Origin of the sequence: Actinoplanes teichomyceticus ATCC 31121 (assembly GCF_003711105.1) — a bacterium.
GTDB lineage: Bacteria > Actinomycetota > Actinomycetes > Mycobacteriales > Micromonosporaceae > Actinoplanes > Actinoplanes teichomyceticus.
Genome location: NZ_CP023865.1, coordinates 7249117 through 7274682 on the forward strand (window position 1 = coordinate 7249117; position 25566 = coordinate 7274682).

19 protein-coding genes are annotated in these 25566 nt (G+C 73.9%); 7 read left to right on the top strand and 12 right to left on the bottom strand.

The genetic code is table 11. The features are described 5' to 3' along the window. Positions 1-135: 135 nt before the first annotated feature. The 6 genes from ligA to ACTEI_RS31805 form a co-directional block, all read right to left on the bottom strand. On the bottom strand, positions 136-2631 hold the full coding sequence (gene ligA / locus ACTEI_RS31780; RefSeq protein ID WP_122981012.1) for an NAD-dependent DNA ligase LigA: 2496 nt from the start codon (positions 2629-2631) through the stop codon (positions 136-138). Beyond that, positions 2595-3602, bottom strand: a complete 1008-nt coding sequence (locus ACTEI_RS31785; RefSeq protein ID WP_122981013.1) for a methionine synthase — start codon at positions 3600-3602, stop codon at positions 2595-2597. Before ACTEI_RS31785 ends, ligA begins: the two co-directional genes overlap by 37 nt. Next, positions 3595-4683 carry a tRNA 2-thiouridine(34) synthase MnmA gene (mnmA, locus tag ACTEI_RS31790; protein WP_122981014.1) on the bottom strand — a complete coding sequence of 363 codons (1089 nt, stop codon included), beginning with the start codon at positions 4681-4683 and terminating at the stop codon, positions 3595-3597. The genes ACTEI_RS31785 and mnmA overlap by 8 nt, the downstream gene beginning before the upstream one ends. A 9-nt stretch (positions 4684-4692) precedes the next feature. Further along, positions 4693-5868, bottom strand: a complete 1176-nt coding sequence (locus ACTEI_RS31795) for a cysteine desulfurase family protein (protein WP_122981015.1) — start codon at positions 5866-5868, stop codon at positions 4693-4695. Positions 5869-6825: 957 nt separating this feature from the next. Next, positions 6826-7776, bottom strand: a complete 951-nt coding sequence (locus ACTEI_RS31800; RefSeq protein WP_122981016.1) for an electron transfer flavoprotein subunit alpha/FixB family protein — start codon at positions 7774-7776, stop codon at positions 6826-6828. Positions 7777-7796: 20 nt separating this feature from the next. After that, complete coding sequence (locus tag ACTEI_RS31805; protein ID WP_122981017.1) at positions 7797-8576, bottom strand: electron transfer flavoprotein subunit beta/FixA family protein; 780 nt, start codon at positions 8574-8576, stop codon at positions 7797-7799. Between the two features lie 407 nt (positions 8577-8983). Between ACTEI_RS31805 and ACTEI_RS31810 the strand changes: the two genes are divergently transcribed. From ACTEI_RS31810 to ACTEI_RS31820, 3 genes are read left to right on the top strand one after another with little or no spacing between them, the layout of a single operon-like run. Beyond that, positions 8984-9370 carry a YidH family protein gene (locus ACTEI_RS31810; protein ID WP_122981018.1) on the top strand — a complete coding sequence of 129 codons (387 nt, stop codon included), beginning with the start codon at positions 8984-8986 and terminating at the stop codon, positions 9368-9370. Beyond that, complete coding sequence (locus ACTEI_RS31815; RefSeq protein WP_122981019.1) at positions 9370-9669, top strand: DUF202 domain-containing protein; 300 nt, start codon at positions 9370-9372, stop codon at positions 9667-9669. The genes ACTEI_RS31810 and ACTEI_RS31815 overlap by 1 nt, the downstream gene beginning before the upstream one ends. Positions 9670-9707: 38 nt before the next feature. Beyond that, positions 9708-10034, top strand: a complete 327-nt coding sequence (locus ACTEI_RS31820) for a PLDc N-terminal domain-containing protein (protein WP_122981020.1) — start codon at positions 9708-9710, stop codon at positions 10032-10034. 16 nt (positions 10035-10050) lie between these two features. Here ACTEI_RS31820 and ACTEI_RS38785 read toward each other — a convergent pair whose 3' ends face one another. Next, the gene (locus ACTEI_RS38785; RefSeq protein WP_239082118.1) at positions 10051-12315 is read right to left on the bottom strand and encodes an Hsp70 family protein; all 2265 of its coding nucleotides are present in this window, start codon (positions 12313-12315) and stop codon (positions 10051-10053) included. Between the two features lie 42 nt (positions 12316-12357). Further along, positions 12358-13131 (bottom strand): enoyl-CoA hydratase/isomerase family protein, encoded by a 774-nt coding sequence (locus ACTEI_RS31830; RefSeq protein ID WP_122981021.1) that lies wholly within the window; start codon positions 13129-13131, stop codon positions 12358-12360. An 87-nt stretch (positions 13132-13218) separates the two neighbouring features. Here ACTEI_RS31830 and ACTEI_RS31835 point away from each other — a divergent pair, with 87 nt between their 5' ends. Continuing rightward, entirely contained in the window at positions 13219-13680 is a 462-nt protein-coding gene (locus ACTEI_RS31835) for a DUF6232 family protein (RefSeq protein WP_122981022.1), read from the top strand. Beyond that, complete coding sequence (locus ACTEI_RS31840) at positions 13677-14036, top strand: DoxX family protein (protein WP_122981023.1); 360 nt, start codon at positions 13677-13679, stop codon at positions 14034-14036. The genes ACTEI_RS31835 and ACTEI_RS31840 overlap by 4 nt, the downstream gene beginning before the upstream one ends. Before the next feature lie 39 nt (positions 14037-14075). Here the strand turns inward: ACTEI_RS31840 and ACTEI_RS31845 are convergent, their stop codons facing one another. From ACTEI_RS31845 to ACTEI_RS31855, 3 genes are all read right to left on the bottom strand, one after another. Beyond that, entirely contained in the window at positions 14076-14930 is an 855-nt protein-coding gene (locus ACTEI_RS31845) for a ribokinase (RefSeq protein ID WP_425321060.1), read from the bottom strand. 37 nt (positions 14931-14967) lie between these two features. Next, positions 14968-15792, bottom strand: coding sequence for an ABC transporter ATP-binding protein (locus ACTEI_RS31850; protein WP_122981025.1), 825 nt, complete (start codon positions 15790-15792; stop codon positions 14968-14970). Positions 15793-15960: 168 nt separating this feature from the next. Further along, a complete protein-coding gene (locus tag ACTEI_RS31855) occupies positions 15961-17139 on the bottom strand; it encodes an ROK family transcriptional regulator (protein WP_122981026.1) in 1179 nt (392 codons plus the stop codon). Positions 17140-17310: 171 nt separating this feature from the next. Here ACTEI_RS31855 and ACTEI_RS31860 point away from each other — a divergent pair, with 171 nt between their 5' ends. Continuing rightward, the gene (locus ACTEI_RS31860; protein WP_122981027.1) at positions 17311-19017 is read left to right on the top strand and encodes a glycoside hydrolase family 3 N-terminal domain-containing protein; all 1707 of its coding nucleotides are present in this window, start codon (positions 17311-17313) and stop codon (positions 19015-19017) included. Positions 19018-19598: 581 nt separating this feature from the next. Further along, the gene (locus tag ACTEI_RS31865) at positions 19599-20210 is read left to right on the top strand and encodes a type IV toxin-antitoxin system AbiEi family antitoxin domain-containing protein (protein ID WP_122981028.1); all 612 of its coding nucleotides are present in this window, start codon (positions 19599-19601) and stop codon (positions 20208-20210) included. 364 nt (positions 20211-20574) lie between these two features. On the opposite strand, the gene ACTEI_RS31870 is transcribed toward ACTEI_RS31865, so the two are convergent. Further along, entirely contained in the window at positions 20575-25515 is a 4941-nt protein-coding gene (locus tag ACTEI_RS31870; RefSeq protein ID WP_122981029.1) for an NAD-glutamate dehydrogenase, read from the bottom strand. Positions 25516-25566 lie beyond the last annotated feature (51 nt).

Genomic DNA, 25566 nt, shown 5'->3' on the forward strand with positions numbered 1-25566 from the left:
GACGTGCCCGTAACCAGGCCCCGCCGCCGGCCGGCCGTCGGACGACCCGGACCCGGCTCGGCTCCCGAGCGGTCCGCGGGTAATGGTCCAGCCGGGCGCGGCGAAGCGGCCGGGGCCGCTTCGCCGCGGAACCGGTCAGTCCTCCGCGGCGACCTCCGCCACCGCGCGGGCCGCGTCCGGCCCGTCGCTGAGCAGAACACCGAAGCCGGTCTCGTCGAGCACCGGCACCTTGAGCCCGAGCGCCTTGTCGTACTTGCTGCCCGGGTTGTCGCCGACCACCACGAACCCGGTCTTCTTCGACACCGAGCCGCTGACCTTGCCACCCCGCGAGGTGACCGCCTCGGCCGCCTGGTCCCGGGTGAAACCGGCCAGCGTGCCGGTCACCACCACGGTCACACCCTCCAGCGGGCGCGGCCCGCTCTCCACCCGCTCGTCGGCCATCCTGACGCCGGCGGCACGCCACTTGCCGATGATCTCGCGGTGCCAGGGCACGGTGAACCACTCGCGGAGGCTGTCCGCGATGATCGGCCCGACCCCGTCGACGGCGGCGAGCGGATCGACCGCCTTGGCCTTCCGCCTGGCCCGCTCCGCCACGGCGGCGGCGTCCGGGGATGCCGCGTCCCCGGCGGCGGCATCCGCGGCGGCGGCATCCGGGGAGGCGACGTCCGGGGAGGCGACGTCCGGGGAGGCGACGTCCGGGGACGCGGCATCCGGGGACTCAGCGTCCGGGGACGCGGCCGCCTGCGGGTCGCCGTCCGCCGGCGCTGCCGCTCCGGCGGCCTCCGCCGCGGCCTCGGCCGCCTCGGCGCTGGCGGCCACCGCCTCCGGGTCGGCCGCCGTCCGGGCGAGCACCTCCTCCAGCGCGGCCATCGAGCCGTACTCCCGGGCGAGGGCGGCCGCCGCGGTCGGGCCGACGTGCCGGATCGAGAGCGCGACCAGCACCCGCGCGAACGGGCGGGATTTCGCCTCCGCCAGGCTGCGCAGCATCTTCCCCGCGTTGCTGCCGAGCTTGCCGTTCTGGTTGACGAAGAACGGGACGCGGAGCAGATCCTCCTCGGTGAGCGAGAAGAGGTCGCCCTCGTTGTGCAGCACGCCCGAGTCGAGCAGCGCCCGCGCCGCCTTGTCGCCGAGCACCTCGATGTCGAGCACGTCGCGGCTGGCCAGCGTGGCGAGCCGCTCGCGCAGCTGGCCGGGGCAGGACTCGGCGTTCGGGCAGCGGATGTCGACGTCGCTCTCCTTGGCCGGGGCCAGGGGCGTGCCGCAGGCCGGGCACTCGGTGGGCATGACGAACGGCCGGGCGTCGGCCGGGCGCAGGTCGACGACCGGGCCGAGCACCTCCGGGATCACGTCACCGGCCTTGCGCAGCACCACGGTGTCCCCGATCAGCACGCCCTTGCGAGCAACCTCCCGGGCGTTGTGCAGGGTGGCCTGGGCGACCGTGGAGCCGGCCACCTGCACCGGTTCGAGCACCGCGTACGGCGTGACCCGGCCGGTGCGTCCCACGTTCACGGCGATGTCGAGCAGCTTGGTGGTGACCTCCTCCGGCGGGTACTTGAAGGCGATGGCCCAGCGGGGCGCGCGGCTGGTCGAGCCGAGCCGGCCCTGGATCGCCACCGCGTCGACCTTGACCACCACGCCGTCGATCTCGTGCTCGACGTCGTGCCGGTGCGCGCCGTAGTACTCGATGAACTTCCGGACGCCGGCCATGTCCTCGACCAGCCGCCACCGCGAGCTGGTGGGCAGCCCCCAGGCCTTCAGCGCGTCGTACGCCTCCGACTGCGACGCCGGGTTGAAACCCTCCCGCGCGCCGATGCCGTGCACCACCATCCGCAGGCCGCGGGACGCGGTGACCCGCGGGTCCTTCTGCCGGAGGCTGCCGGCGGCGGCGTTGCGCGGGTTGGCGAACGGCGCCCTGCCCTGCTCCACCAGCGACGCGTTGAGGTCGGCGAACGCCTCGGCCGGAAAGTAGATCTCGCCGCGCACCTCGAGCAGCCCGGGCACGTCCTCGCCGGCCAGCCGCTCCGGGATCTCCCGGATGGTCCGCACGTTGGGCGTCACGTCGTCACCGGTGCGCCCGTCGCCCCGGGTGACGCCACGGACCAGCTTGCCGTTCTCGTACGTCAGATTGATCGCCAGGCCGTCGACCTTGAGCTCGCAGAGGAACGCGACCGGGCCGCCGGCGTCGCGCACCGTACGCTCGGCCCAGGCGTCCAGGTCGTCGAAGGTGAAGACGTTGTCCAGCGACATCATTCGCTCGATGTGCTGCACCGGGGCGAAGTCGCTGGAGAACGTGCCGCCGACCGTCTGCGTCGGGGAGTCCGGGGTACGCAGCGCCGGGAACTCGGTCTCCAGCGCCTCCAGCTCGCGCAGCAGCGCGTCGAACTGCCCGTCGGAGATGATCGGGGCGTCGAGCACGTAGTAGCGGTACTGATGGTCACGGATCTCATCGGCGAGCTCGGCGTGCCGCGCGGCGGCCTCCGCGCCGGGTTCCGCGCTAGGCTCCGCGCCGGGCTCTGCGCTGGGTGAAGTCACCGCAACCTCCGTGTCTGTTGACCTACGAGGCACGGTAGTCGCACCCCCCGACAAAACGGGGATCACACCTCGGCGACCCGGCGGCCCGCTTCCTGACATGCCTTCAGCAGGGCACGCACATACCCCGGAGCGGCGCCGGCCAGTCCACAGGCCGGGGTGAGCACCACCTGCCGCGGCAGCCGGGCCGCCGGGAAGCCGAGCCGCTGCCACAACTTCCGTACCCGTTCCGCGATCTGCTTGGCATCCGGCCGCTGCCCGGCGGCCGGCCGGGTCGGCGCCGCGCCGACGAACAGGCCCAGCCCGGCCTCGACCGCCTCGCCCACCGGGTCCAGCTCCGCCAGCAGCGACAGGTCGAAGGCGACCGCGGACGCGGACGCGTCCCGGATCACCTGCAACGGCACGTCCGGCGCGCAGCAGTGCACCACCACCGGGGTGTCCACCGCCTCCACCACGGCGCGCAGCCGGGACGCGGCGTCCGGAGCGGGCACCGCCCGGTACGCGCTCAGCCCGCTCTCCGTCGGCACCTGCCCGGCCAGCACGGACGGCAGCGACGGCTCGTCGAGCTGCAGCAGCACGGTCGCGCCCGGCACCCGTTTGCGCACGTCCGCGACGTGCCGCCGGAGCCCCTCGGCGAGCGAGTCGGCGAGATCGCGGACCGCGCCCGGGTCACGAAGCATCCGGCCGCCGACCGGCAGCTCGAGGTTGGCAGCCAGGGTCCACGGGCCGGCCGCCTGGACCTTCAGCGTGCCGGTGAACCCGTCGGCCTGCTCGGTCAGCTGGTCCAGGTCGCGCTCCAGCAGATCGGCCGTACGCCGCAGATCCCTGCCGGGCCGGCCGGCGATCTGCCAGCGGCCGGCGTACAGCTGCACCGGCAGATCGACCAGGAACCCGGCGCCGCGGCCGATCAGGTCCGCGCCCGGGCCGCGCTCCGGCAGCTCGGGCAGGTGCGGCAGGTCGGGCAGCTCGCCCAGCACGATCCGCTGCGCCTCGGCGATGTCGGTGCCGGGCAGCGAGCCGATGCCGGTGGCGGCGCCGGCCGGCCAGACGAACTCCGGGGTGCTCTCAGGCATGGGCGGCCGCCCGGGTGCCGGCGGTGATGGTGGCCGAGCCGAGCACGATGTCGCCACCGGCGTCCGGCCGGTACGCGACGACGGCCTGCCCGGCGGCGACCCCGCGGGCCGGGGTCTTCAGCCGGGCCACCAGCGAGTCCCCGGTGACCGTGACCGCGGCCGGGACCACCTCGCCGTGTGCCCTCAGCTGCACCTCGCAGTCGAGCTCGGCGGACGCGTCGTGCCAGATCGGGCGGGTCGCGGTGACCACGTCCACCTCGAGGTCCTCGCGCGGGCCGACGGTCACCGTGTTGGACACCGGAGTGATCGACAGCACGTAGCGCGGACGGCCGTCCGGCGCCGGAACCCGCAGGTTGAGGCCCTTGCGCTGGCCGATCGTGAACCCGTAGGCGCCGTTGTGGGTGCCGAGTTTCTCCCCGGTGCGCCCGTCCACGATGTCGCCGGGCGCCGCACCCAGCCGGCTCTGGAGAAAGCCGCGGGTGTCGCCGTCGGCGATGAAGCAGATGTCGTGCGAGTCCGGCTTGTCGGCGACGGCCAGCCCGCGCGCCGCCGCCTCCGCGCGGACCTGCTCCTTGGTCGAGTCGCCGAGCGGGAACACCGCCCGGGCCAGCTGCTCGCCGGTCAGCACGGCCAGCACGTACGACTGGTCCTTGGCCAGGTCGACGCTGCGGCGCAGCAGAGCGTCGGCCCCGAGCCGGGCGTGGTGCCCGGTCACCACCGCGTCGAAGCCCAGCGCCACCGCCCGGTCCAGCACCGCCGCGAACTTGATCTTCTCGTTGCAGCGCAGGCACGGGTTCGGCGTACGACCCGCGGCGTACTCCTCGACGAAGTCGTCGACCACCCCGGCGTGGAACTCGTCGGCCATGTCCCACACGTAGAACGGGATGCCGATCACGTCGGCGGCCCGCCGCGCGTCCCGCGAATCCTCCAGCGTGCAGCAGCCGCGCGCGCCGGTCCGGTACGTCTGGGGGTTACGCGCCAGCGCCAGGTGCACCCCGGTGACGTCGTGCCCGGCGTCCTTGGCGCGGGCCGCGGCGACCGCGGAGTCGACGCCGCCGGACATGGCCGCAAGAACTCGCATGGCTCCAGCCTATCTGGGGCTCTTCCACGCCCCGGCCCGGCGGGCGCGCTCCACCGCGCCGGGCAGCGCGGCCAGCAACGCGTCCAGGTCCGCCTCGGTGCTGTCGTGCCCGAGCGAGAACCGCAGCGACGAGCGGGCCCGGGCGTCGTCCGCGCCCATCGCCAGCAGCACGTGGCTGGGCTGCGCCACCCCGGCCGAGCACGCCGAGCCGGTCGAGCAGTAGATCCCCTGCGCGTCCAGGAGCAGCAGCAGCGCGTCACCCTCGCAGCCGGGGAAGGAGAAGTGCGCGTTGCCGGGCAGCCGGCGCTCGGCGTCACCGTTGTAGATCGCGTCCGGGACCGCGGCCAGCACCCGCCGGACCAGCTCGTCACGCAGGGCGGCGACCCGGTCCGCGTACTCCAGCCGGGCCCGCACGGTCGCCTCCACGGCCACCGCGAACGCCACCACGCCCGGGGTGTCCAGCGTGCCGGAGCGTACGTCCCGCTCCTGCCCGCCGCCGTGCAGCAGCGGCGTGCAGCTCACGTCACGGCCCAGCACCAGCGCGCCGGCACCGACCGGCCCGCCCAGCTTGTGCCCGGTCAGGGTGAGCGCGGCCACCCCGCTGGCGGCGAAGTCCACCGGCACCTGCCCGACCGCCTGGACCGCGTCGGTGTGGAACGGGATGCCCGCGGTGGCCGCGACCGCCGCCAGCTCGGGCACCGGCTGGACCGTGCCGACCTCGTTGTTGGCCCACTGCACGCTCACCACCGCGATCTCGTCGCCGTGCGAGCGCACCAGCTCGGCGAACACGTCCGGGTCCACCCGGCCGTCGCCGTCCACCGGCAGCAGGGTCACCTCGGCGCCCTCGTGCGTGCCGAGCCAGTCCACCGCGTCCAGCACCGCGTGGTGCTCGACCGCCGAGGCCACCACCCGCCGCCGCCCCGGCTCGGCATCCCGCCGCGCCCAGAAGACACCCTTGGTGGCCAGGTTGTCCGCCTCGGTCCCGCCGCCCGTGAAGATCACCTCGGAGGGCCGGGCCCCGATCACCGCCGCGATCCGCTCCCGGGACTCCTCGACCATCCGCCGGGCGCCACGTCCGGCCGCGTGCAGGGAGGACGGATTGCCGATCTCCCGCGCCGCGGCCACGTAGGCGTCCAGCGCGGCGGGGAGCATCGGCGTGGTCGCCGCATGATCGAGGTAGGCCATTTTTCCCACTCTAGAACCTGCTCCCGGGAAACTTGCCGGGCCAGTCGCCGGTCGATGGCTCGAACCGCCACCTACCACCCCACACCCGTCATCCCTGGCCCGCCGCTCCTCGGCCCTCGGCCGTCGCCCCTCGCCGCTCGCCCGTCCAAGATCACAGGTCGAGACCACATCCAAGATCAAAAGCTTGATGTCGTAGGTCCGCGGGGGTACAGACCGCCGCTCCCGCCGAGGGCCCCTGCGGGCTCCGCTGGCCGCCGGGGCGTCCAGAACGCGAAGCCCTCCGGGGCTACGCCCGTGGGTGGTCCCGGCCACCCCAAACATCCCCGCACCAGCCCGACATGCGCCCCGCCGCCTCCGCAACCCCGCCCACCGGGCCCCGCCAGGCAGCAATCCGACCCACGGGCCCGCCACCCCGCCGATCCCACCCACGGGCCCTCGCCACCCCGGGTAGCACCACCGCCGTGGGCCCGCATGGCCATCCGGCGCCCATGACCACCATCAGCACCAGCCGGAAACGGCCGGCTGGGGCTCAGTGCAGCCATCCCGACGCAAAATCGCCACCAACACCAGCCCGTGCAGCCAGCCGGGGCTCAGCGTGGGTATCGCGCGCCGATGACCGCCGTCGGCCCCAGCCGGGTGCGCCGGCTGGGGCTGGGGGTGGTTATCCGCGCTGACGGGGCCGCGGCCGGGGGTGGTGGGGGTCAGTCCGGCGAGACGGCCACGTTCAGCGCCGGTCGCGTGAGTTGCGGTGAGCCTGCTGGGGTGGGCCGCGGGCGGGGCACGCAACCGGCGTGGGGCGCGCAACCGGCGTGGGGCGCGCAACCGGCCCGGGGCGGGAACCGTGTCGTGCGGGAATGCACGGGGCTCGGCGGGAAGCCTGCGGGCGGGGCCCCACCGGTCGTACCGGGAAAAGGGGACGGCCCGGCGGTCCCCCGCCGGGCCGTGACCGCGCAGGGGTTACTTGCGCTTGCGGATCTCGTCCGCCGCCTGCGGGACGATCTTGAAGAGGTCGCCGACGACACCGAAGTCGGCGAGCTCGAAGATCGGCGCCTCGGCGTCCTTGTTCACCGCGACGATGGTCTTCGAGGTCTGCATGCCGGCCCGGTGCTGGATCGCGCCGGAGATGCCCAGCGCGACGTAGAGCTGCGGGGAGACGGTCTTGCCGGTCTGTCCGACCTGGAACTGGTGCGGGTAGTAACCGGAGTCGACCGCGGCACGGGAGGCGCCGACCGCGCCGCCGAGCAGGTCGGCGAGCTCCTCGACCAGCTTGAAGTTGTCGGCGTTGCCGACGCCGCGGCCGCCGGAGACGACGATCGAGGCCTCGGTGAGCTCGGGGCGGGAGCCCTTCTGCTCGGCGACCCGCTCGACGACCTTGGCCAGCTTGTCCTTCTCGGACACCGCGACGGTCAGCTGCTCGACCGACGGCGACGCGGGTGCGGGCGCCGGGGTGGTCGAGTTCGGCCGGATGGTGACGATCGGCAGGCCCTTGGTGACCTTGGACTTGACGATCGTGGAACCGGCGAAGACGACCTGGGTGGCGGTGCCGTCGGCGGCCACCTCGACCGCGTCGGTCAGCAGGCCGTTGTCCAGCTTGACCGCCAGGCGGCCGGCGATCTCCTTGCCCTCCTGGGTGGAGCCGAGCAGCACGGCGGCCGGCTGCACCCGCTGGACCAGCTCGGCCACGACGGTGGCCTTCGGCGCGACCAGGTAGCCCTCGACGTCGTCACCGGACGCCGCGTAGATCTTCTCGGCGCCGAATTCGGCCAGCTTGTCGGTGAACTGCGCGGCATCGCCGAACACCACCGCGGACGGCGAGCCCAGGGTGCGGGCGATGGTCAGCATCTCCAGCGTGACCTTCTTGACGCCGGCGGCCTGCGAGGCCTCGACGACGACCAGTACCTCAGCCATGTCCCTCATCCTCTCCGGGCTCAGACGAACTTCTCGGTGGCGAGGTACGCGACGAGCTGCTCGCCACCGTTGCCCTCGTCGACGACCTTGGCGCCGCCGGTGCGCGGCGGGCGCTTCGACCACTCCAGCACGCTGCTGGTGGCCCCGGCGAAGCCGACCTCGTCGCCGGCGACACCGAGGTCGCTCAGGGAGAGGCTCTGCAGCGGCTTCTTCTTGGCGGCCATGATGCCCTTGAAGGACGGGTACCGCGGCTCGTTGATGGTGTCCCAGACGCTGACGACGGCCGGCGTGGCGGCGGTGACCACCTCGTAGCCCTCGTCGGTCTGCCGCTCGATGGTCAGCTGGGAGCCGTCCACGGTGAGCTTGCGCGCGCCGGTCAGCGCGGCCACGCCCAGCCGCTCGGCCAGCATGTGCGGGATGACCTGGACCCGGCCGTCGGTCGACTCGGCGCCGCACAGGATCAGGTCGGCGTTCAGCTGGGCGAGGGCGGCGGCGAGCACCTTGGAGGTGGCCACCGCGCAGGAGCCGTGCAGCGCGTCGTCCTGCACGTGGACGGCCTTGTCCGGACCCATGGAGAGCGCCTTGCGGATCGACTCGGTCGCGCCGGCCGGGCCCACCGTCAGCACGGTCACCTCGCCACCGTGCGCTTCCTTGATCTTCAACGCCTCCTCGATGGCGTACTCGTCCATCTCGTTGATGACGTTGCTCGCCGAGCCCCGCTCGACGGTGTTGTCGCTTGCGCTCAGGGTGCGCTCGGCACCGGAGTCGGGCACCTGCTTCACCAGTACGACGATGTTCATCGCGCTCCTACGACCCTCCTGTATTGAACGCACCGTTGCGATCGGCCATCCGTGCCGGCCGGAAGACCCCCGGGCGGCGGGACATGCGGCAAGGTTACCCGCCAGTAGCTTTGCTGGTGCCGGCACCCAGAGTGACACACCTCACCCACGAGACGATCTCGATCGCTAGCATGGCCAAGAGGAGGTGTCTGACATGTCCGGCCAAAACGCAGCACTGTTGGACGGTACGAACCTGCCCGCCCTTCATCCTCTCGCAGAGCGCGGGAGCACCGCTCCGCAGCCCCACGGCCGCTCCGGCCCCGACTCGCCGTGGTGCCGCTGCGGCCGCCCGCGCGAGGCCTGCGTGAGTGACGAAGTACGCAATCTCTGGCTCCACCTTCTTGACCCGATCGGTCAATAATCAGCGGGTGTTCGGCGGCCTGCTCCAGTGGTTCGACCCGGAAAGCGCCCATACCGAGGGCACCACTCCGGACTACCGGTTCTCCCTGGCGAACGAACGGACCTTCCTGGCCTGGATCCGCACCGGACTCGCGCTGATCGCCGGCGGCCTGGCCTGCGCCCAGTTCCTGCCACCACTGCCGATCGCCCGGCTCCGCGAGATCATCGCCATCGCGCTGCTGGTGCTCGGCGGGCTCGTCGCGCTCCGGGCCGTCGATCACTGGGCGCGCGCCGAGCGGGCCATGCGGCTCGGCGTCGACCTGCCCCGCTCCCGCTTCCCGGCGGTGCTGGCCATCACCGTGGCGATCGGCGCGGTGGTGCTGGTCGGCACCGTGCTCCACCGGGTCCTCGCCTGATGCGCGACCCGGGCGCCGCCCCCGAGCGCACCCGGCTGGCCTGGCGGCGCACCGGCATGTCGGCGGCCGCGGTCGCCCTGCTGGCCGGTCGCCCCGCCGTCCATCCCGGCGCGGGCCCGGCCGAGTGGCTGATCGCCGGCGCCGCGATGGGCGGCTGGGCCGCGCTGACCGCCGTCGCCCTGCACCGCGCCCCAGGCCTGCGGGCCCGCACTCCCCGACCGGCGGGCCGGGCGATCCGGGCCTACGCGTTGATCACCGTGGCCTTCGCGATCATCGGCGGTCTGGTTGTCATGCTCTGATCGTCGCCGGGATCGCGCGGGAGGAGCATCATTGCCCCATGGTCCGGTTGTTCATCTTCTCGGCCGCGGTCGCAGTCGTCCTGCTGACCCTGGCTCTCATCGCCTGCCTGTCGGCGGAGCGGGTGCGCGCCATGCCGCGGTTGCTCTGGGTCCTGGTCGTGGTCCTCGTCCCGCTGGCCGGGCCGATCGCGTATTTCGTCTGGGGCCGCCCGGTCAGCCCGGCGGCCCGACGAGCGCCCGCGCGGCCGTCCGCGCCCGACGACGACCCGGATTTCCTGCGCTCCATGGACACCGAGCAGTCCCGCCGCGACCGTGAGCTGCTCGCCCAGTGGGAGCGGGAGCTGCACCAGGACGACGAGTCCTGACCGCCCGCTCCGGCGCCTAGAGGTTCAGCAGCGCCGCGATGTCCTCGAACACCTTGACGGCGTCCTCCTGCCACGGGTCGGAGTTGCCGTAGCCGTACGCCACGATCAGCGCGACCACCGGCACGCAGAGCATCGTGAGCAGGCTCAGCAGCAGCTGGAAGAAGCGCAGCAGCCGGCTCTTGCGCTTCGGCCTCGGCGGCGCGACCTGCTTGGGCGTCTTCTGCCGCGCCTTCGGCCGCTTCGCCGGCGGGCGCGGCGCGGCCACCACGGCCCGGCCGGCGGCCGTTCCGGGCGGCTGCGGGCGGCCCGGCGACGGTGAGATCGGGCGCGCCTGCGCCGCGACCGGGGAGACCGGCCGGGCATGCGCCACCACCGGCTCGGCGGCCCGCTTCCCGGCCGGCTTCCCGGCCTGCCTCGCGCGTACGGCGGTGGGCTGCGGCGGCAGCGGGGTGCGCACCTCGTGCTGCGGTGGGCTGGTGGCGACCGTCGCCTCCGGATCGGGACGCCAGTGCGGCGGGTCGGCGTCCGGCCAGGGATCGACCGGCGGGCGCAGGTGCGGCGGGACGACCAGCTCCGGACGGATCTCGGTCTCCCGGTTGTCCACGTCCGGCTCCGGCTCGCCGGAGCCGGTGGCGTGCGGCGCCTGCTCGGCCGCGCCGGCCCGGCGGGTCGGCAGGCCGGCGGCCGTGCCGGGGACCCGCGCCGGCAGGCCGGCGGCCACGCCCGGCGTCCGGGCCGGCAGGCCGGCGGCCACGCCCGGCGTCCGGGCCGGCAGCGGGCTCACGACGGCGTCACCGGCCGGCGGTTCCGGGTCGCGCGCGCCGGGGCCGAGGTCGGGGCGAGCGCCGCCGGCGCGATCACCGGCCGCGTCCGGGACCGGCGGGGTCGCCCCCTCGCCGGCCGCCTCCGGAACCGGCGGGGCCGCTCCCTCGCCGGCCGCGTCCGGAACCGGGGCCCCCTCGCCGGCCGCGTCCGGAACCGGCAGGGTCGCCCCCTCGCCGGCCGCCTCCGGAATCGACCGGGCCGCCACCGGCTGGGTCGCCGCCGGCATCGACCGGACGCCCACCGGCTGGGTCGCGGCCGGCATCGGGTCCGCGGCCACCGGCGCGTCCGGTGTGGACGCCGCTCGGGCGGGCGCCGCGAACTCCGGCAGGTCCCGGGAGGGCAGGCGCAGCTCCGAGGTGGGGCCGGGCGCGGCCGGCTCGGAGGCCAGCAGCGCCGCCCCGGCCAGGATGCTGCCCTCGGCGACCACCAGTTCCGGCTGCTCGATCACCACCGGTGGCTCGCCCAGCTCGCGGTGCAGCAGGGTGGCCATCAACGGGATCCGGCTCGCCCCGCCGACCAGGAACACCCCGGCCAGCCGGCCGGCCGGCAGCTCCGCGAAGGTCAGCAGGTTCCGGGTGATCCGGACGGTCTGCTCCAGCACCGGGCGGGCGACCTGCTCCAGCTCCTCCCGGGTCAGGTGCACCTCGGTGTCCAGCAGCGGCACCACGAAGTCGGCCGACTGGGCCCGGGACAGCCGCTCCTTGGCGATCCGCACGTCGTCCCACAGCTGGCGGCGAGCCCGGCGTTCCTCGACCGTGGAGGGTTCCAGCAGCCGCTGCCACGCGTCGGTCCGCAGGTACTCGACCAGCGCGGCGTCCACGTCCAGGCCGCCCAGATCGTCGCGCCCGTCGACGGCGAGCACCTCGAACCCGGTGGTGGTGCGGGACACCAGGCTGGTGTCGAACGTGCCGGCCCCGAAATCGTGCACCATCAGCACCGAGCCGATCGGCACGTCGCGGCCCAGCACCTCGGCGAAGTAGGTGGCCGCGGCGACCGGCTCGGCGACCAGCCGGGCGCCGGACAGCCCGGCTCGGGCGGCCGCCTCGGCGAGCAGCGTGCGGCGGGTGGCGCCCCAGGTCGCCGGGCAGGTCAGGGTGGCCTCCGGACGGTACGGCCCGACCGCACGGTGCCACTCCTCGACGACCCGGGCCAGCACCGCGGTGATCAGGTCGACGACGGCGAACTCCTGCTCGCCGAGCAGCACCAGGCCGTCGTCGACGCGGCGTTTCGGGTTCGGCTCGAAGCGGGCCGGGTCGAGCCGGGCACTGTGCACGGCGTCCCGCCCGACCAGCAGGTTCGCCCCGGCGTCGGCGAACACGGCGGAGGGCAGCAGGGGGGAGCCGTCGACCAGGATCGGCCGCGCGCGCCCGTCCGGCCACCGCGCGACGGCGACGGTGTTGGAGGTGCCGAAGTCGATGCCGAGGGCGTACTTCGCACCACCCTGGTCGGTGGACATGACCGCAGTCTAGGCGGTGCCTGTGAGGGGTATGGGAAACCGCTACCGTCCGGTGAACTTCGGCTTGCGCTTCTCCACGAACGCGGTCGTGCCCTCCACCCGGTCGTCGGTCGCGAAAAGCCCGGCGAACAGGTGGGACTCCAGCGCCAGGCCGGCCGCCAGGTCCATGCTGAGGCCGGCGTCGATGGCCTGCTTGGCGGCACGCAGCGCGAGCGCCGGCCCGGTGACGTACGGCCGGAGAAGGTCCAGGGCGGTCGCGTGGACCCGGTCGGCGGGCACCACCCGGTCGGCCAGACCGATCCGCAGCGCCTCTTCCGCGTCCACCATCCGGCCGGAGAAGATCAGCTCCTTGGCCCGGGCCGGGCCGATCAGCCGGGCCAGCCGCTGGGTGCCGCCCGCGCCCGGGATGATGCCGAGTTTGATCTCCGGCTGGCCGAGCTTGGCGTCCTCGGCCACCACCCGCCAGTCACAGGCCAGCGCCAGTTCGCAGCCGCCGCCGAGGGCGAGACCGGTGATCGCGGCGACCACCGGTTTGGGGATCCGGGCGACCGTGTCGAACGCTCCGGACAGCGCCGCCGCCCGGGCCACCATGTGCTGGTAGCTGACCGTGGTGAACTCGGTGATGTCGGCGCCGGCCGCGAACACCCGCTCGCCGCCCCACACCACCACCGCGCGGACCGCGTCGTCGCCGGCCGCCGCCGTGGCGGCCGCCCACAGCTCCTCCTGGACCTGGGTGTTGAGCGCGTTCATCGGGGGTCGTTCGAGCCGGATCGTGCCGATCCCGTCCGCGATCTCCAGTCGTACGAACTCGCCCACGCCCGCCTCCAACACCTCGCCGATGAGTGCCGTTTCGCCGCCAGCCTACGACGGGTAAACAGGAAAGGGGGACCGGCAGGAGGAGAGATGACCACGTACTACCGGGATCCGGACGTGCTGATCACCTCGTCCGGGGTCCACATGAACGGCCGCCAGTTCCGCCTGTCCGAGCTGCTCCGGGTCTGGCACACCCGCGGCGCCCGGTCCTGGTCGGTGATCGCCAAGCGGGGCGCGCTGGGCCTTTCCATCCTGCTGCCGCTGCTGGTCGGCGCGCTCGCCATCGGGGTGGCCGCGCTCGCCGGGGCCGGCACCGCGCACACCGTCGCGCTGGTGGTCGGCGGGGTGCTGGTCGGCCTGGCCGTGGTCCCGGTCGCCGACCTGCTGCTGGAACGCCTCGACCGGTCGTACGACCGGGGCAGCCGCACCATGGAGATCTGGGGCCGGGTGCACACCGGCGACGTGCTGCTGCTGCGCACCGCCGACGCGCAGCGCTTCGGCCGGATCTACCGCGCCCTGCAACGCGCGATGGAGCCGGCGGTGCGCCGGTGAGGCGGGACGCGGCCGGACTCGCCGTCCTGCTCGCCACCAGCGGAACGCTGCACTTCGCCGCGCCCCGGCCGTTCGACCGGATCGTGCCGCGGGCGCTGCCCGGGTCGGCGCGGACCTGGACGTACCTCAGTGGGGTCGCGGAGTTGGCGGTGGCCGCCGCGATCGCCCACCCCCGCACCCGCCGGGCCGGCGGCCTGGCCGCCGCCGCGTTGTTCGCGGCGGTCTTCCCGGCCAACGTCAAGATGGCCCGGGACTGGCGGCACACGTCGCCCGTCCGGCGGGCCGTCGCCTACGGCCGGCTGCCGCTGCAGGCGCCGCTCATCGCCTGGGGCCTGCGGGTCGGCCGCACCGGCTGACCGGCCCGCGCCCCACGAGGCCGCACGCGCAGGGCGCGGTCAGCGGGCGAAGATGGCGTCGATCTCCGAGCGGTCCGGCAGGGCGTTGCTGGCGCCGACCTTGCGTACGCACGCCGCGCCGGCCGCGTTCGCCCAGCGCACCGCGTCGAGCAGGTCGCGCCCCTCGGCCCAGGCGACGGCCAGCGCGCCGGTGAACGCGTCACCGGCGGCCGTGGTGTCGGCGACCTCCACGGCGAAGGCGGGCACGTGCACGTCGCGGCCCTCGCGGTCGGCGTAGCGGGACCCGGCGCCACTGAGCGTCAGCACCACCCGGGGCACGAGCGCGAGCAGCGCGGACAGGTCGGACGCGTCGCCGCCGGTGATCGCCCGGGCCTCGGTCTCGTTCACCACCAGCAGATCGACCTGGTCGAGCAGGCCGGGCGGCAACTCCCGGGCGGGCGCCGCGTTCAGGATGGTGCGTGTCCCGGCGGCCCGGGCCGCGGTCAGCGCGGCGGCCACCGTGGCCATCGGGATCTCCTGCTGGCAGAGCAGCACGTCGGCCGCGGCGATGCGGTCGCGCTCGCTCTCGGTCAGGTCGGTGAACGTACGGTTCGCGCCCGGACTGACCAGGATGGAGTTCTCCCCGGAGCGGTCCACCATGATCACCGCGACGCCGGAGGAGCCGTAACTGGTGCGCACGTGGGCGGTGTCCACGCCGGTGGCGGCGAGCCGCGCGCCCAGGGTGACACCGAACGAGTCCGAGCCGATCGCGCCCAGGAACGTGGTCTCGCCACCGGCCCGGGCGGCGGCGATCGCCTGATTGGCGCCCTTGCCGCCCGGGACCATGACGAAGTCGTCGCCGAGCACGGTCTCCCCCGGCCGGGGCAACCGTGGGGCCAGCCCGACCAGGTCCATGTTGGCGCTGCCGACCACCACCACCCGCGGCGGCACGTCAGCCGGCCCGCGCCGTGTAGCGGTCGCCGAGCCGGTCCACGACCAGCGGCAGCCCGAACGCCTTCGTCAGGTTCTCCGCGGTCATCACCTCACCGAGCAGGCCGGCCGCGACCACCGCGCCCTCGCGCAGCAGCAGGGCGTGGGTGAAGCCCGGCGGGATCTCCTCGACATGGTGGGTGACCAGCACCATGGCCGGCGCGTCCGGATCCATGGCCAGCTCGGACAGGTGCCCGATGAGCACCTCGCGACCACCCAGGTCCAGCCCGGCGGCCGGCTCGTCGAGCAGCATCAGCTCGGGGTCGGTCATCAGCGCGCGGGCGATCTGGGTGCGCTTGCGCTCGCCCTCGGAGAGGGTGCCGAACTCGCGGTCCAGGAAGCCGGTCATGCCCAGCTGGGCGAGCAGCTGGCGGGCACGGGCCTCGTCCTGCGGGTCGTACGCCTCCCGCCAGCGGCCGACCACCGACCACGCGGCGGTGACCACGACGTCGAGCACCTTCTCGTCCGGCGGGATCCGGTCGGCGAGCCGGCCGGTGGTGATCCCGACCCGGGTGCGCAGCTCGTTGACGTCGGTCCGGCCCAGCCGCTCGCCCAGCACCCACGCCTGGCCGCGGGTCGGGTGCAGCCGGCCGGACGCGATGTTGAGCAGGGTGGTCTTGCCGGCCCCGTTCGGGCCGAGCACCACCCATCGCTCATCCAGCTCGACCTGCCAGGACAGGCTGTTGATCAGGTGATTCCCACCGCGGACCACGCTGACGCGGTTGAACGCGATGACGGTGTCCTCGTCGGGCGGAACGGTTACGGCAGCCTCCAGCACGCCGTCCATCCAACCATGTACGCGCGGCGGATTCCGACGGCGTGCCGGTCGTTACACCCCGCCGGTTCCCGGTCACCCCGTCCGGCCGGCGGTTCCCTGCCGCCAGCCCGCCCGCCGGTTCCCGGTCGCCTGTCCGCCCGCTCCTGGTCACCCACCCCGGGCCGGCCGGTCGGCGTCTCAGCCGGTGGTCGATCCGAAGACCTCGTCGCGCACCGAGTCCAGGGCCGTGCGCAGGGCCCCGTGCAGCACCGGGTCGGCGGCCACACCGGTGACCACCACCTTGGGCGAGACCAGCGTGATCGCGGCGACCTCGCGCTCCACCCGGTCGGCCAGCGCCGGCCCACCGGCCCGGCCCACCTCGCCGGCGAGCACCACCAGCGGCGGGTCCAGCACCAGGCAGGTGGCGGCGACCCCGAGGGCGAGGCGGCGGGCCAGCTCGTCGAGCACCGGCTCACCGGCCGGCCCGGCGGCGACCGCGGCGCGGACCACGTCGGCGGCCTCGGCGCCGCGGAAGCCGTGCTGGCGGCCGACCGCCTTGACCGCCTCGGCGGCGGCCAGCGTCTGGAAGGCGCCCTTCACCCCGCGCCGGGAGGCGTTGTGCGGCACGTCGGCGCCGCCCACCGGCAGGTAGCCGATCTCCCCCGCGGCGCCGGTCGCGCCCTGGTGCAGCCGGCCGCCGATGACGCTGGCCAGACCGATGCCACGGCCGATCCAGACCAGCGCGAAGTCGGCCACCCCGGCGGCCGCGCCGGTGCTCGACTCGGCGATCGCGGCCAGGTTCACGTCGTTGCCGAAGACGACCGGGGTGCTCAGGTCCCGGCGCAGGTCGGCGAGCAGGCCGCGGTGCCAGCGGGGCAGGTCCCAGGCGAACGAGATCTCCCCGGACTGCGGGTCGACCAGACCCGGGGTGCCCAGCACGACGCGGCGTACCGAGCTGACGTCCGTGCCGGCGGCGGTCGCCGCCTGGACCACCGCCTGGTGCACCACGCCGACCGGGTCGTCGGTGTCCCGGGTGCTCAGCTCGGCCCGCCCGATCACCGCGCCGGTGATGTCCGCGCAGGCGGCGACCACGGTCTCCGGGCCGACGTCCACCCCGATGACGTGCGCGCTGCCCGGGGTGACCGCGTAGAGCTGGGCGTTCGGCCCGCGGCCACCGGCCTGCTCACCGACCCGGCGGACCAGGCCGCGCTCCTCCAGCCGCTCGACCAGCTGAGAGGCGGTGACCTTGCTGAGGCCGGTCAGCTCGCCCAGCTGGGCCCGGGTCAGCGGACCACGGCTGAGCAGCAGGTCCAGCGCCGCGCGGTCGTTGAGTGCGCGCAGCAACCGGGGCGTGCCCGGGAGGCGGGTGGCGGCCATGACTCGTACCCCTAATACTAAAGATTCTTTCCTGTTACAGTGTCGGCGCTCGACGTGCAGCCGCAGCGTAACGGTCGGCAATGGCGCCCGTCCGTACGGTGGCTATCGACTCCGAGCGATCATGGCAGCTCGCCGCCCCTGGTGGCCAGAGCATCGTCACGGAAGGACACCATGGCCATCGACCCCGGGCTCCGCCGCCTCGCCCTGCGCACCCTGCTCGCCGCCTTCCCCGGACCGTCCGCACCGGACTGGGCGCTCGACCTGCTCGCCGACGGCCTGGCCGGACACACCCTGTTCGGCACCAATGTCGAGGATCCCGAGCAGCTCGCCGGGCTGACCGCCAAGCTGCGCGCCGCCCGTTCCGACGCGCTGATCGCCATCGACGAGGAGGGCGGCGACGTCACCCGGCTGGGGCATCGCAGCGGCAGCGCGTACCCCGGAAATTCCGCCCTGGGCGCGGCGGACGACCCGGATCTCACCCGCCTGGTGTACGCGGCCATCGGCCACGATCTCGCCACCGCCGGGGTGAACCTGGACCTGGCGCCCACCGTCGACGTCAACACCGCCGCCGAGAACCCGATCATCGGTACGCGGTCGTTCGGCGCGGACCCGGCGCTGGTGGCCCGGCACACCGGCGCGGCGGTCGAGGGCCTGCAGTCGGCCGGAGTGGCCGCGTGCGCCAAGCACTTCCCCGGCCACGGCGCCACCGTCACCGACTCGCACCTGGAACTGCCCACGGTCGACGCCCCGCTCGGCGTGCTGCGCAGCCGCGACCTGCCACCGTTCGCCGCCGCGGTGGCGGCCGGGGCGCGCGCCGTCATGAGCGCGCACATCCGGGTGCCGGAACTGACCGGCGACGGACCGGCCACCTTCAGCCGCGCGGCGCTGCAGGGATTGCTGCGTTCCGAGTACGGGTTCGGCGGCGTGATCGTCACCGACGCGCTGGAGATGCGCGGGGCGGCCGGAGCCGCCGGCGGCATCCCACGGGCCGCCGTGGCGGCCCTGTCCGCCGGGGCGGATCTGCTGTGCATCGGGGCGCTGGTCGATCGTGAGCTGGTCCTCGCGGTGGCCGACGAGGTGGCCGCGGCGGTGAAGGACGGGCGGCTGACGCCGGGCCGGGTGGAGGAGGCCGCGGAGCGGAACGCGCAGCTGGCCTCCTGGGTGGCGTTGAACCGGATCACCCGTCCGGGTGGCCCGCGGGACACGATCGTGGTCGGGGCCACGGCGGCCGGGGAGCGTGTCGCCGCGCCCGGGAACGGCCCGACCTGGGCGTCCGGGGCCGGGATCGACCCGGCCGGTGCGCTCAGGGCCGGGAACGACCAGGCCGCGCCGTCCGGATCCGGGAACGACCCGGCCGGTGCGCTCGGGGCCGCGTCGGGCTCGCGGCCCGGTGGATCCGCGGCGCCCTCCCTCGCCGCCCTCACCCCCAAGGAGCTGGGGATCCTCGCGGCGCGGCGGGCGCTCGCCGTCGAGGGTGACCCGGCGGCGCTGGCCGGACCGCTGGTGGTCCAGCTGATCAGCGGGTATTCGATCGCGGAGGGGAAGGTGCCGTGGGGACTGCGGCCGTTCCTCGACGGGGCGGAACAGGTGGATGTCGTGGCCGCCGAGGCCACCGCGGACCAGCTGATCGAGCGGGCGGCCGGGCGACCGGTCGTGCTGGTCGGCCGGCGCCTGCATCAGGCGGCGGCCAGCCGTGACCTCGCGGAGAAGCTGTCCGCGACCTGGCCGACCGGCGTGGTGGAGATGGGCTGGCCGTCCCCCTGGCGCCCGGACGGCGTACGCGCCTTCCTGGTCACCCACGGCGCGAGCCGGGCCAGCGCGCGGGTGGCCGCGGAGGCCCTGGGCCTTATCACGGAACGTTACGTCGATGCGCGGTGACACCGTGTAGTGGATATCCGAAAAAGCGGATAACAGGCGGATAAGTCGTCTCATACAAACGGCCAGAGCGTGCGCTCAGCACTTCCTTGTCCCGACACGAGTCACGTAGCGTCATGTTCGCAGGTGGATCTGGGGAGGTCGCGGGATTCGCCTCGGGACCGGTGCGGCCCGCGACGCGACAGATGAGCCGGGCACGACGGACTTCGGGAGCAGTCCGCCGTGCCCGGCTCATCGGCTCTCGTCCGTCGCTTCCCGCCGCCGCACCGCCGCCCGGCAACGCCGCCGCACGCCCCCGCCAGTCACCGCGCGCCGTCCGGCAACACCGCCGCCCGTCGCTTCCCGCCGCCGCACCGCCGCCGCACGCCCCCGCCAGTCACCGCGCGCCGTCCGGCAACACCGCCGCCCGTCGCTTCCCGCCGCCGCACCGCCGCCGCACGCCCCCGCCAGTCACCGCGCGTCCTTCGGCAACACCGCCGCGCCCTCCCGGGACCGCACGAATCTTCCGCACGAAGTTATCCACACCGCGCGGTCGTCCACAGCCACCGGGGCAGGCGCCGGCCGTCGGCGGCAGAGTTCCGGGCATGGCACAACTCGACGAGATCAGCCGGCGCCAACGCGGGGTGGTGACCCGCCAGCAGGCGCTCCGGGCCGGCATCACTCCCGACGTCCTGCGCCGCCGGGTGACCAGCGGGCGATGGCAGCGGCTCCTGCCCGGGACCTATGCGACCTTCGCCGGCCGCCCGCCACCGGACGTGCTCCGCTGGGCCGCCGTGCTGCACGCGGGCGCCGGGGCGATGCTGTGCCTGCGGTCGGCGGCGGAGGAGGCCGGACTGGCCGAGCCCCGCCCCGGCGCTGTGCACGTGCTCATCCCGGAGGAACGACGGGTCCGCCAGGTGCCCGGCCTCGTGGTGCACCGGTCCCGGCACGCCTCGGCGCGCCGGCATCCGCACCGGCGCCCACCGCAGACCCGGATGGAGGAGACCGTGCTGGATCTGGTCGTGACGGCGCCGGACGCGGCCGAGGCGATGCACTGGATCACGACAGCCTGCGCCCGCCGGCTCACCACTCCGGACCGGATCGCGCAGGCCCTGGCCCGGCGTTCCCGCCTGGCTCGTCGCTACGCCGTCAGCGCCCTGCTCGCCGTCGCCGCCACCGGCCACACCACGCCCCTGCCGCACTGGCCGGCGGCATGACCCCCCCTCGGCCGGCCGCACGGGCAGTCACCGGAAAGGAGTGAGAAAGACCGTCGGCGGCAACCGGCAGGCCCGGCCTTCCGTGCGCCGGGCGGCCCGAGGGAGCGGAAACCTCGGGCGGCCGTCCCGGGCATGTGCCCCGGACGGCCGCCCGAGGCGCCGCACGCCTCCGCGCGGACCGTCCCGGAATCGACCGCCCGCGGACCCGCATGGGATCACCGAGCCCGCCGCACCACGGACGAACACACCACCCCACCGCACAGCCGGCGAACCGGGCGCGGCACCGACCGCCACAACCCCCGCGAACCAGGCGGCCGGCCGGACCGGGCGCGGTTCGGCCGGCCGCCGGGTTCGCGGTCCCGGCTCAGGCGGCGGAGGTCTTCACCAGCGTGCGGATCTGCCGGAGCAGCACCGACAACGCCGCCAGGTCGGCCGGGGATTCGTCCACGTCGCCCATGGCGTTGGAGGCGCGGGCGATCGATGCCGCGTTGACCTGTTCCCATTGGGCGACGCGGTCCTCGGGGGCCGCCGACGCCGGGGTGGACTGCAGCACCTCGGCGGTCAGCGCGGCCAGGGCGGCGTACAGGTCGTAGCGCAGCGCCATGCGGGCCAGGGTCTGCCAGCGGTCGCCGCGCGGGAGGCGGGAGATGTGGGACAGCAACGCGTCCACGCCGAACCGCTCGGAGAGCACGAAGTACACCTGGGCCACCTCGGTGACGTCCCGCTCGATGGCGGTCGCGGTCTCCAGGATGTCCAGCAGGCCGAAGCCGTAGAACACCCGGCTGACCGTGTCGGCGAGGTCGGCCGGAACGCCCTTGTCCTCCAGGGTCGCCACGCGCTCCTCGAACGAGCGGCGCTCGGCGCCGACGATCACATGCGGCAGCTGGGGCAGCAGGGTGGTGACCCCGGGGCGGAGCTTGGCGATCTCGGCGGCCACGTCGATCGGCGAGCGGCGGGTGCTGACCAGCCAGCGGACGGCGCGGTCGAGCAGGCGCCGGGTCTCCAGGAAGACCAGCGTCTGCGCGGACGTCGGCACCTGGTTGTCCAGCGCCTCGGCGGCGGCCCAGATGTCGCTGAGGCCGTACACGTCGCGGACCACGACGTACGCACGGATGACGTCCGCGGCGGACGCTCCGCTCTCCTCCATGGCGCGGAAGACGAACGACGTGCCGCCCCGGTTGACCACCTCGTTGACCAGCGACGTCGAGATGATCTCGCGGCGCAGCCGGTGGCCGGCCATCCGGGCGGCGTACCGGTCGCGCAGCGGGGTCGGGAAGTAGTCGGCCAGCACCTGGTTGGTCCAGTCCTCGTCGACCAGTTCGTCGGCGAGCACCTCGCGCTCCAGACTGATCTTGACGTACGCGAGCAGCACCGCGAACTCCGGCGCGCTCAACCCCTCCCCGGCCTCGTAGCGGGCGGCCAGCTCCTTGTCCGTGGGCAGCGCCTCGAGCTCCCGGTTCAACTCGCCGCGCTGCTCCAGCGAGGTCAGCATCCGCCGGTGCACCGGCAGCAGCGAATGCGCCTGCGCCCGCGCGTTGCCCAGCGCCATCGCCTGCTCGTAGTTGTCCCGCAGCACCAGCGCGGCGACCTCGTCGGTCATCGCGGCCAGCAGCTCGTCGCGTTCCGGCAGGGTCAGCTCGCCGTCGGCGACCGCCCCGCCCAGCAGAATCTTGATGTTGACCTCGTGGTCGGAGCAGTCCACCCCGGCCGAGTTGTCGATGAAGTCGGTGAACACCCGGCCGCCGGCGCGGGCGAACTCGATCCGGCCGCGCTGGGTCAGTCCGAGGTTGCCGCCCTCGCCGACCACCTTGACCCGCAGTTCGGACCCGTTGACCCGGATCGCGTCGTTGCCCTTGTCGCCGACGTCGGCGTGCGACTCGGCGCCCGCCTTCACGTACGTGCCGATGCCGCCGTTGAACAGCAGGTCGACCGGCGCCTTGAGGATCGCCCGCATCATCTCGCCGGGGCTGACCGCCGCGGCCTCGCCGGGCAGCCCGAGCGCCGCGCGCACCTGCGGGCTGACCGGGATCGACTTGGCGCTGCGCGGGTACACCCCGCCACCGGCGCTGATCAGCGACCGGTCGTAGTCGGCCCACGAGGAGCGCGGCAGGTCGAACAGGCGCCGCCGTTCGGCGTACGAGGTCTTCGGGTCCGGGTCCGGGTCGAGGAAGATGTGCCGGTGGTCGAAGGCGGCCACCAGCCGGATGTGCGGCGACAGCAGCATGCCGTTGCCGAAGACGTCGCCGGACATGTCGCCGACGCCGACCACCGTGAAGTCCTCGCTCTGGGTGTCCTTGCCCAGGTCGCGGAAGTGCTTCCTGACCGACTCCCAGGCGCCCCGGGCGGTGATCCCCATCTTCTTGTGGTCGTAGCCGGCGGAGCCGCCGCTGGCGAACGCGTCGCCGAGCCAGAACTGATTGCCGACCGAGATCTCGTTGGCGATGTCGCTGAACGTCGCGGTGCCCTTGTCCGCGGCCACCACCAGGTACGGATCGTCCCCGTCGTGCCGCACCACGTCCTGCGGCGGCACGATCTTGCCGCCCAGGATGTTGTCGGTGACGTCCATCAGCGCGGTGACGAACTGCTTGTAGCACTCCACCGCCTCGTCCCGGTCGCCCGGCTTCTGCTTGAGCACGAAGCCGCCCTTGGCGCCCACCGGCACGATCACCGAGTTCTTCACCATCTGCGCCTTGACCAGGCCGAGCACCTCGGTACGGAAGTCCTCGCGCCGGTCGGACCAGCGCAGGCCACCGCGGGCGACGGCGCCGAAGCGCAGGTGCACGCCCTCGAAGCGGGGCGAGTAGACGAAGATCTCGTACTTCGGGCGGGGCTGCGGCAGGTCCGGGAGGGCCTCCGGGTTCAGTTTGAACGCCACGTACGACTTGGGCCGCCCGTCCGCCCCGCGCTGGAAGAAGCTGGTCCGCAGGGTGGCCTCGATCAGGGTGAGGTAGGAGCGCAGGATCCGGTCCTGGTCCAGGCTCTCCACCTGGTCGAGCAGCTCGGTGACCCGGCCGGCGATGGCCCCGGCCCGGCGGGCACGCTCGGACTCGCCGAGCTGCAGCGCGGGCGCGAAGCGGGTGTCGAAGAGCTCCAGCAGCAGCCGGGCGATCTCCGGGTACGCGATGAACGTCGACTCGACGTAGCGCTGCGAGAAGACGTGGCCGGCCTGGCGCAGGTACTTCGCGTACGCCCGCAGCACCACCACCTGCCGCCAGGTGAGCCCGGCCCGCAACACCAGCTCGTTGAACCCGTCCACCTCGGCCTCACCGCGCCAGGTGGCCGCGAACGCGTTCTCCACCTGCGGCCGCACCTCGGCCAGCTCACGGTGCACCCGGGGTGGTCGCAGCCCGAAGTCGTACAGGTAGATCAGGCCGTCGTCGCGACGGATCTCGTACGGCCGCTCGTCGCTGACCTGCACGCCGAGCGAGTGCAGCACGGGCAGCACGGCGGAGAGCATCATCGGCTCGCCGAACCGGTACACCTTGAACCGGATGTCGTGCTCGTCCGGGCGCGGCGCGCCGTCCGGGCCCAGCTTGCGCCGCCGGTACAGGTGCAGTTCCAGCTGGCCGGGCTCCTCCAGCAGCTCCAGCTTGGCCAGGTCCTGCATCCCCTCGTACGGGGTGTGGCCGTTCTTGTAGCTCTCCGGGTAGGCGTGCGCGTACCGGTTGAACAGCTCCTTGGCCGGCTCGTCGCCCAGCTTGCGCTCCAGCACCAGGGAGAAGTCGTCGTCCCACATCCGGGTGGCGTCGGCGAGCAGCTCGGCCAGCGCGTTCGGGTCGAGATTGCCGGGCGGCGCCGCCGGATCGGTGCGCACGATGAAGTGCACCCGGGCCAGCATCCGTTCGGTCACCCGGGTGGTGTAGTCCACCCCGACGCCGTTCAGCTCGCGCAGCAGGATCTCCTGCATCCGCAGCCGGTTGCTGGTGGTGAACCGGTCCCGGGGCAGGTAGATCAGGCAGGAGATGAACCGGCCGTACCCGTCCCGGCGCAGGAACAGGCGCAGCTGCCGGCGGCCGGCCATCCGCAGCACGCCGATGACCGCCTCGTACAGGTCATCGGTCTTGATCTGGAAGAGCTCGTCGCGCGGGTACGTCTCCAGGATCTGCAGCAGGTCCTTGCCCGAGTGGCCGCGCGGCGACAGGCCGGAGCGGTCCATCACCTCGGTGACCTTGCGCTTGACCACGGGCAGTTCGCGGACGCTGGTGCGGTACGCGGAGCTGGAGAACAGGCCGAGGAACCGTTTCTCGCCGGCCACCTCGCCGGTGCTGTCGAAGACCTTGACGCTGATGTAGTCCAGGTAGGCGGAGCGGTGCACGGTGGCCCGCGAGTTCGCCTTGGTGATCACCAGCAGCCGTTTCTCCAGCGCCCGCTTGTAGGCCTCCGGCGCCATCGTGTCCAGCCGCCGCGGCTTGCTCGCGCCGCGCAGGATGCCCAGCCCGGTGCCGGGCACCGCGGTCAGCACCCCGTCCTTGAGCCGGTACTCGCGGTAGCCGAGGAAGGTGAAGTGGTCGTTGGCGAGCCACTTGAGCAGTTCGATGGAGTCGGTGACGTCCTTCTCCGGCACCGGCAGCTTGCGTTCCGATCCGCGCGCGGCGGCCAGCTCGTCGGAGATGACCAGGGCCCGCTGGCGCATCCGGGGCCAGTCCTCGACCGCCTCGCGCACGTCGGTGAGCACCCGGCGTACCTCGTTGAGCAGCTGGTCACGGGCCTCGGCGCGGCGGACCGGGTCGATCTCGATCCGGATCCAGCTCTCCACCGTGTCGCCCTCGATGGCGTCGTCCGGCTCGACCTCGCTCTCCACCTCGCGCAGCGCGCCGAGGGGCTCCCGGCGCACCACGATCAGCGGGTGCACCATCAGGTAGACCTGCAGGTTGTGCGCGGTGAGCAGGGCGATCACCGAGTCGACGAGGAACGGCATGTCGTCGGTGACGATCTGCAGGACGGTGTGCCCCTGCGGGCCGACCGGCTCGGTCAGGGCCAGTTTCAGCTCGCCCGGCAGCCGGTTGCGGGCCAGCTCGCGGTGCTCGATCGCGGCCCGGTACATCTCCTCCGGGGTGTTCCCGACCATCTCCTCGTCGGGCGCGAACCGCCAGAAGCGGGCAACCAGCGACGCGGTGGCGTGGTCGTCGCCGGCCCGCTCCACCGCCTGAGCGACCAGTCGCTCGGCGTTCGGCAGCGGCTCGTCGAGCTCTCCGCCATCGACGGACGCGCCGAGCCGCCCGGTCAGGGCGAGCCCGGGGCGGGGCCCCGGTGAATCGGGCGCATTCTGATCAGAATCGGTCACTGCCTCGTCGGCGACAGCCATGGTCCGGCGCTCCCCTCACCCACGGCACTGTGGGCTCGAACGTGTCGGGCA

Bases quoted from the DNA above. Each gene is read 5' to 3' on its own strand.
- ligA (WP_122981012.1), bottom strand. From the start codon at position 2,631: ATGTCAGGAAGCGGGCCGCCGGGTCGCCGAGGTGTGATCCCCGTTTTG.
- ACTEI_RS31785 (WP_122981013.1), bottom strand. From the start codon at position 3,602: ATGCCTGAGAGCACCCCGGAGTTCGTCTGGCCGGCCGGCGCCGCCACC.
- mnmA (WP_122981014.1), bottom strand. From the start codon at position 4,683: ATGCGAGTTCTTGCGGCCATGTCCGGCGGCGTCGACTCCGCGGTCGCC.
- ACTEI_RS31795 (WP_122981015.1), bottom strand. From the start codon at position 5,868: ATGGCCTACCTCGATCATGCGGCGACCACGCCGATGCTCCCCGCCGCG.
- ACTEI_RS31800 (WP_122981016.1), bottom strand. From the start codon at position 7,776: ATGGCTGAGGTACTGGTCGTCGTCGAGGCCTCGCAGGCCGCCGGCGTC.
- ACTEI_RS31805 (WP_122981017.1), bottom strand. From the start codon at position 8,576: ATGAACATCGTCGTACTGGTGAAGCAGGTGCCCGACTCCGGTGCCGAG.
- ACTEI_RS31815 (WP_122981019.1), top strand. From the start codon at position 9,370: ATGCGCGACCCGGGCGCCGCCCCCGAGCGCACCCGGCTGGCCTGGCGG.
- ACTEI_RS31820 (WP_122981020.1), top strand. From the start codon at position 9,708: ATGGTCCGGTTGTTCATCTTCTCGGCCGCGGTCGCAGTCGTCCTGCTG.
- ACTEI_RS38785 (WP_239082118.1), bottom strand. From the start codon at position 12,315: ATGTCCACCGACCAGGGTGGTGCGAAGTACGCCCTCGGCATCGACTTC.
- ACTEI_RS31835 (WP_122981022.1), top strand. From the start codon at position 13,219: ATGACCACGTACTACCGGGATCCGGACGTGCTGATCACCTCGTCCGGG.
- ACTEI_RS31845 (WP_425321060.1), bottom strand. From the start codon at position 14,930: ATGGACCTGGTCGGGCTGGCCCCACGGTTGCCCCGGCCGGGGGAGACC.
- ACTEI_RS31850 (WP_122981025.1), bottom strand. From the start codon at position 15,792: ATGGACGGCGTGCTGGAGGCTGCCGTAACCGTTCCGCCCGACGAGGAC.
- ACTEI_RS31855 (WP_122981026.1), bottom strand. From the start codon at position 17,139: ATGGCCGCCACCCGCCTCCCGGGCACGCCCCGGTTGCTGCGCGCACTC.
- ACTEI_RS31860 (WP_122981027.1), top strand. From the start codon at position 17,311: ATGGCCATCGACCCCGGGCTCCGCCGCCTCGCCCTGCGCACCCTGCTC.
- ACTEI_RS31865 (WP_122981028.1), top strand. From the start codon at position 19,599: ATGGCACAACTCGACGAGATCAGCCGGCGCCAACGCGGGGTGGTGACC.
- ACTEI_RS31870 (WP_122981029.1), bottom strand. From the start codon at position 25,515: ATGGCTGTCGCCGACGAGGCAGTGACCGATTCTGATCAGAATGCGCCC.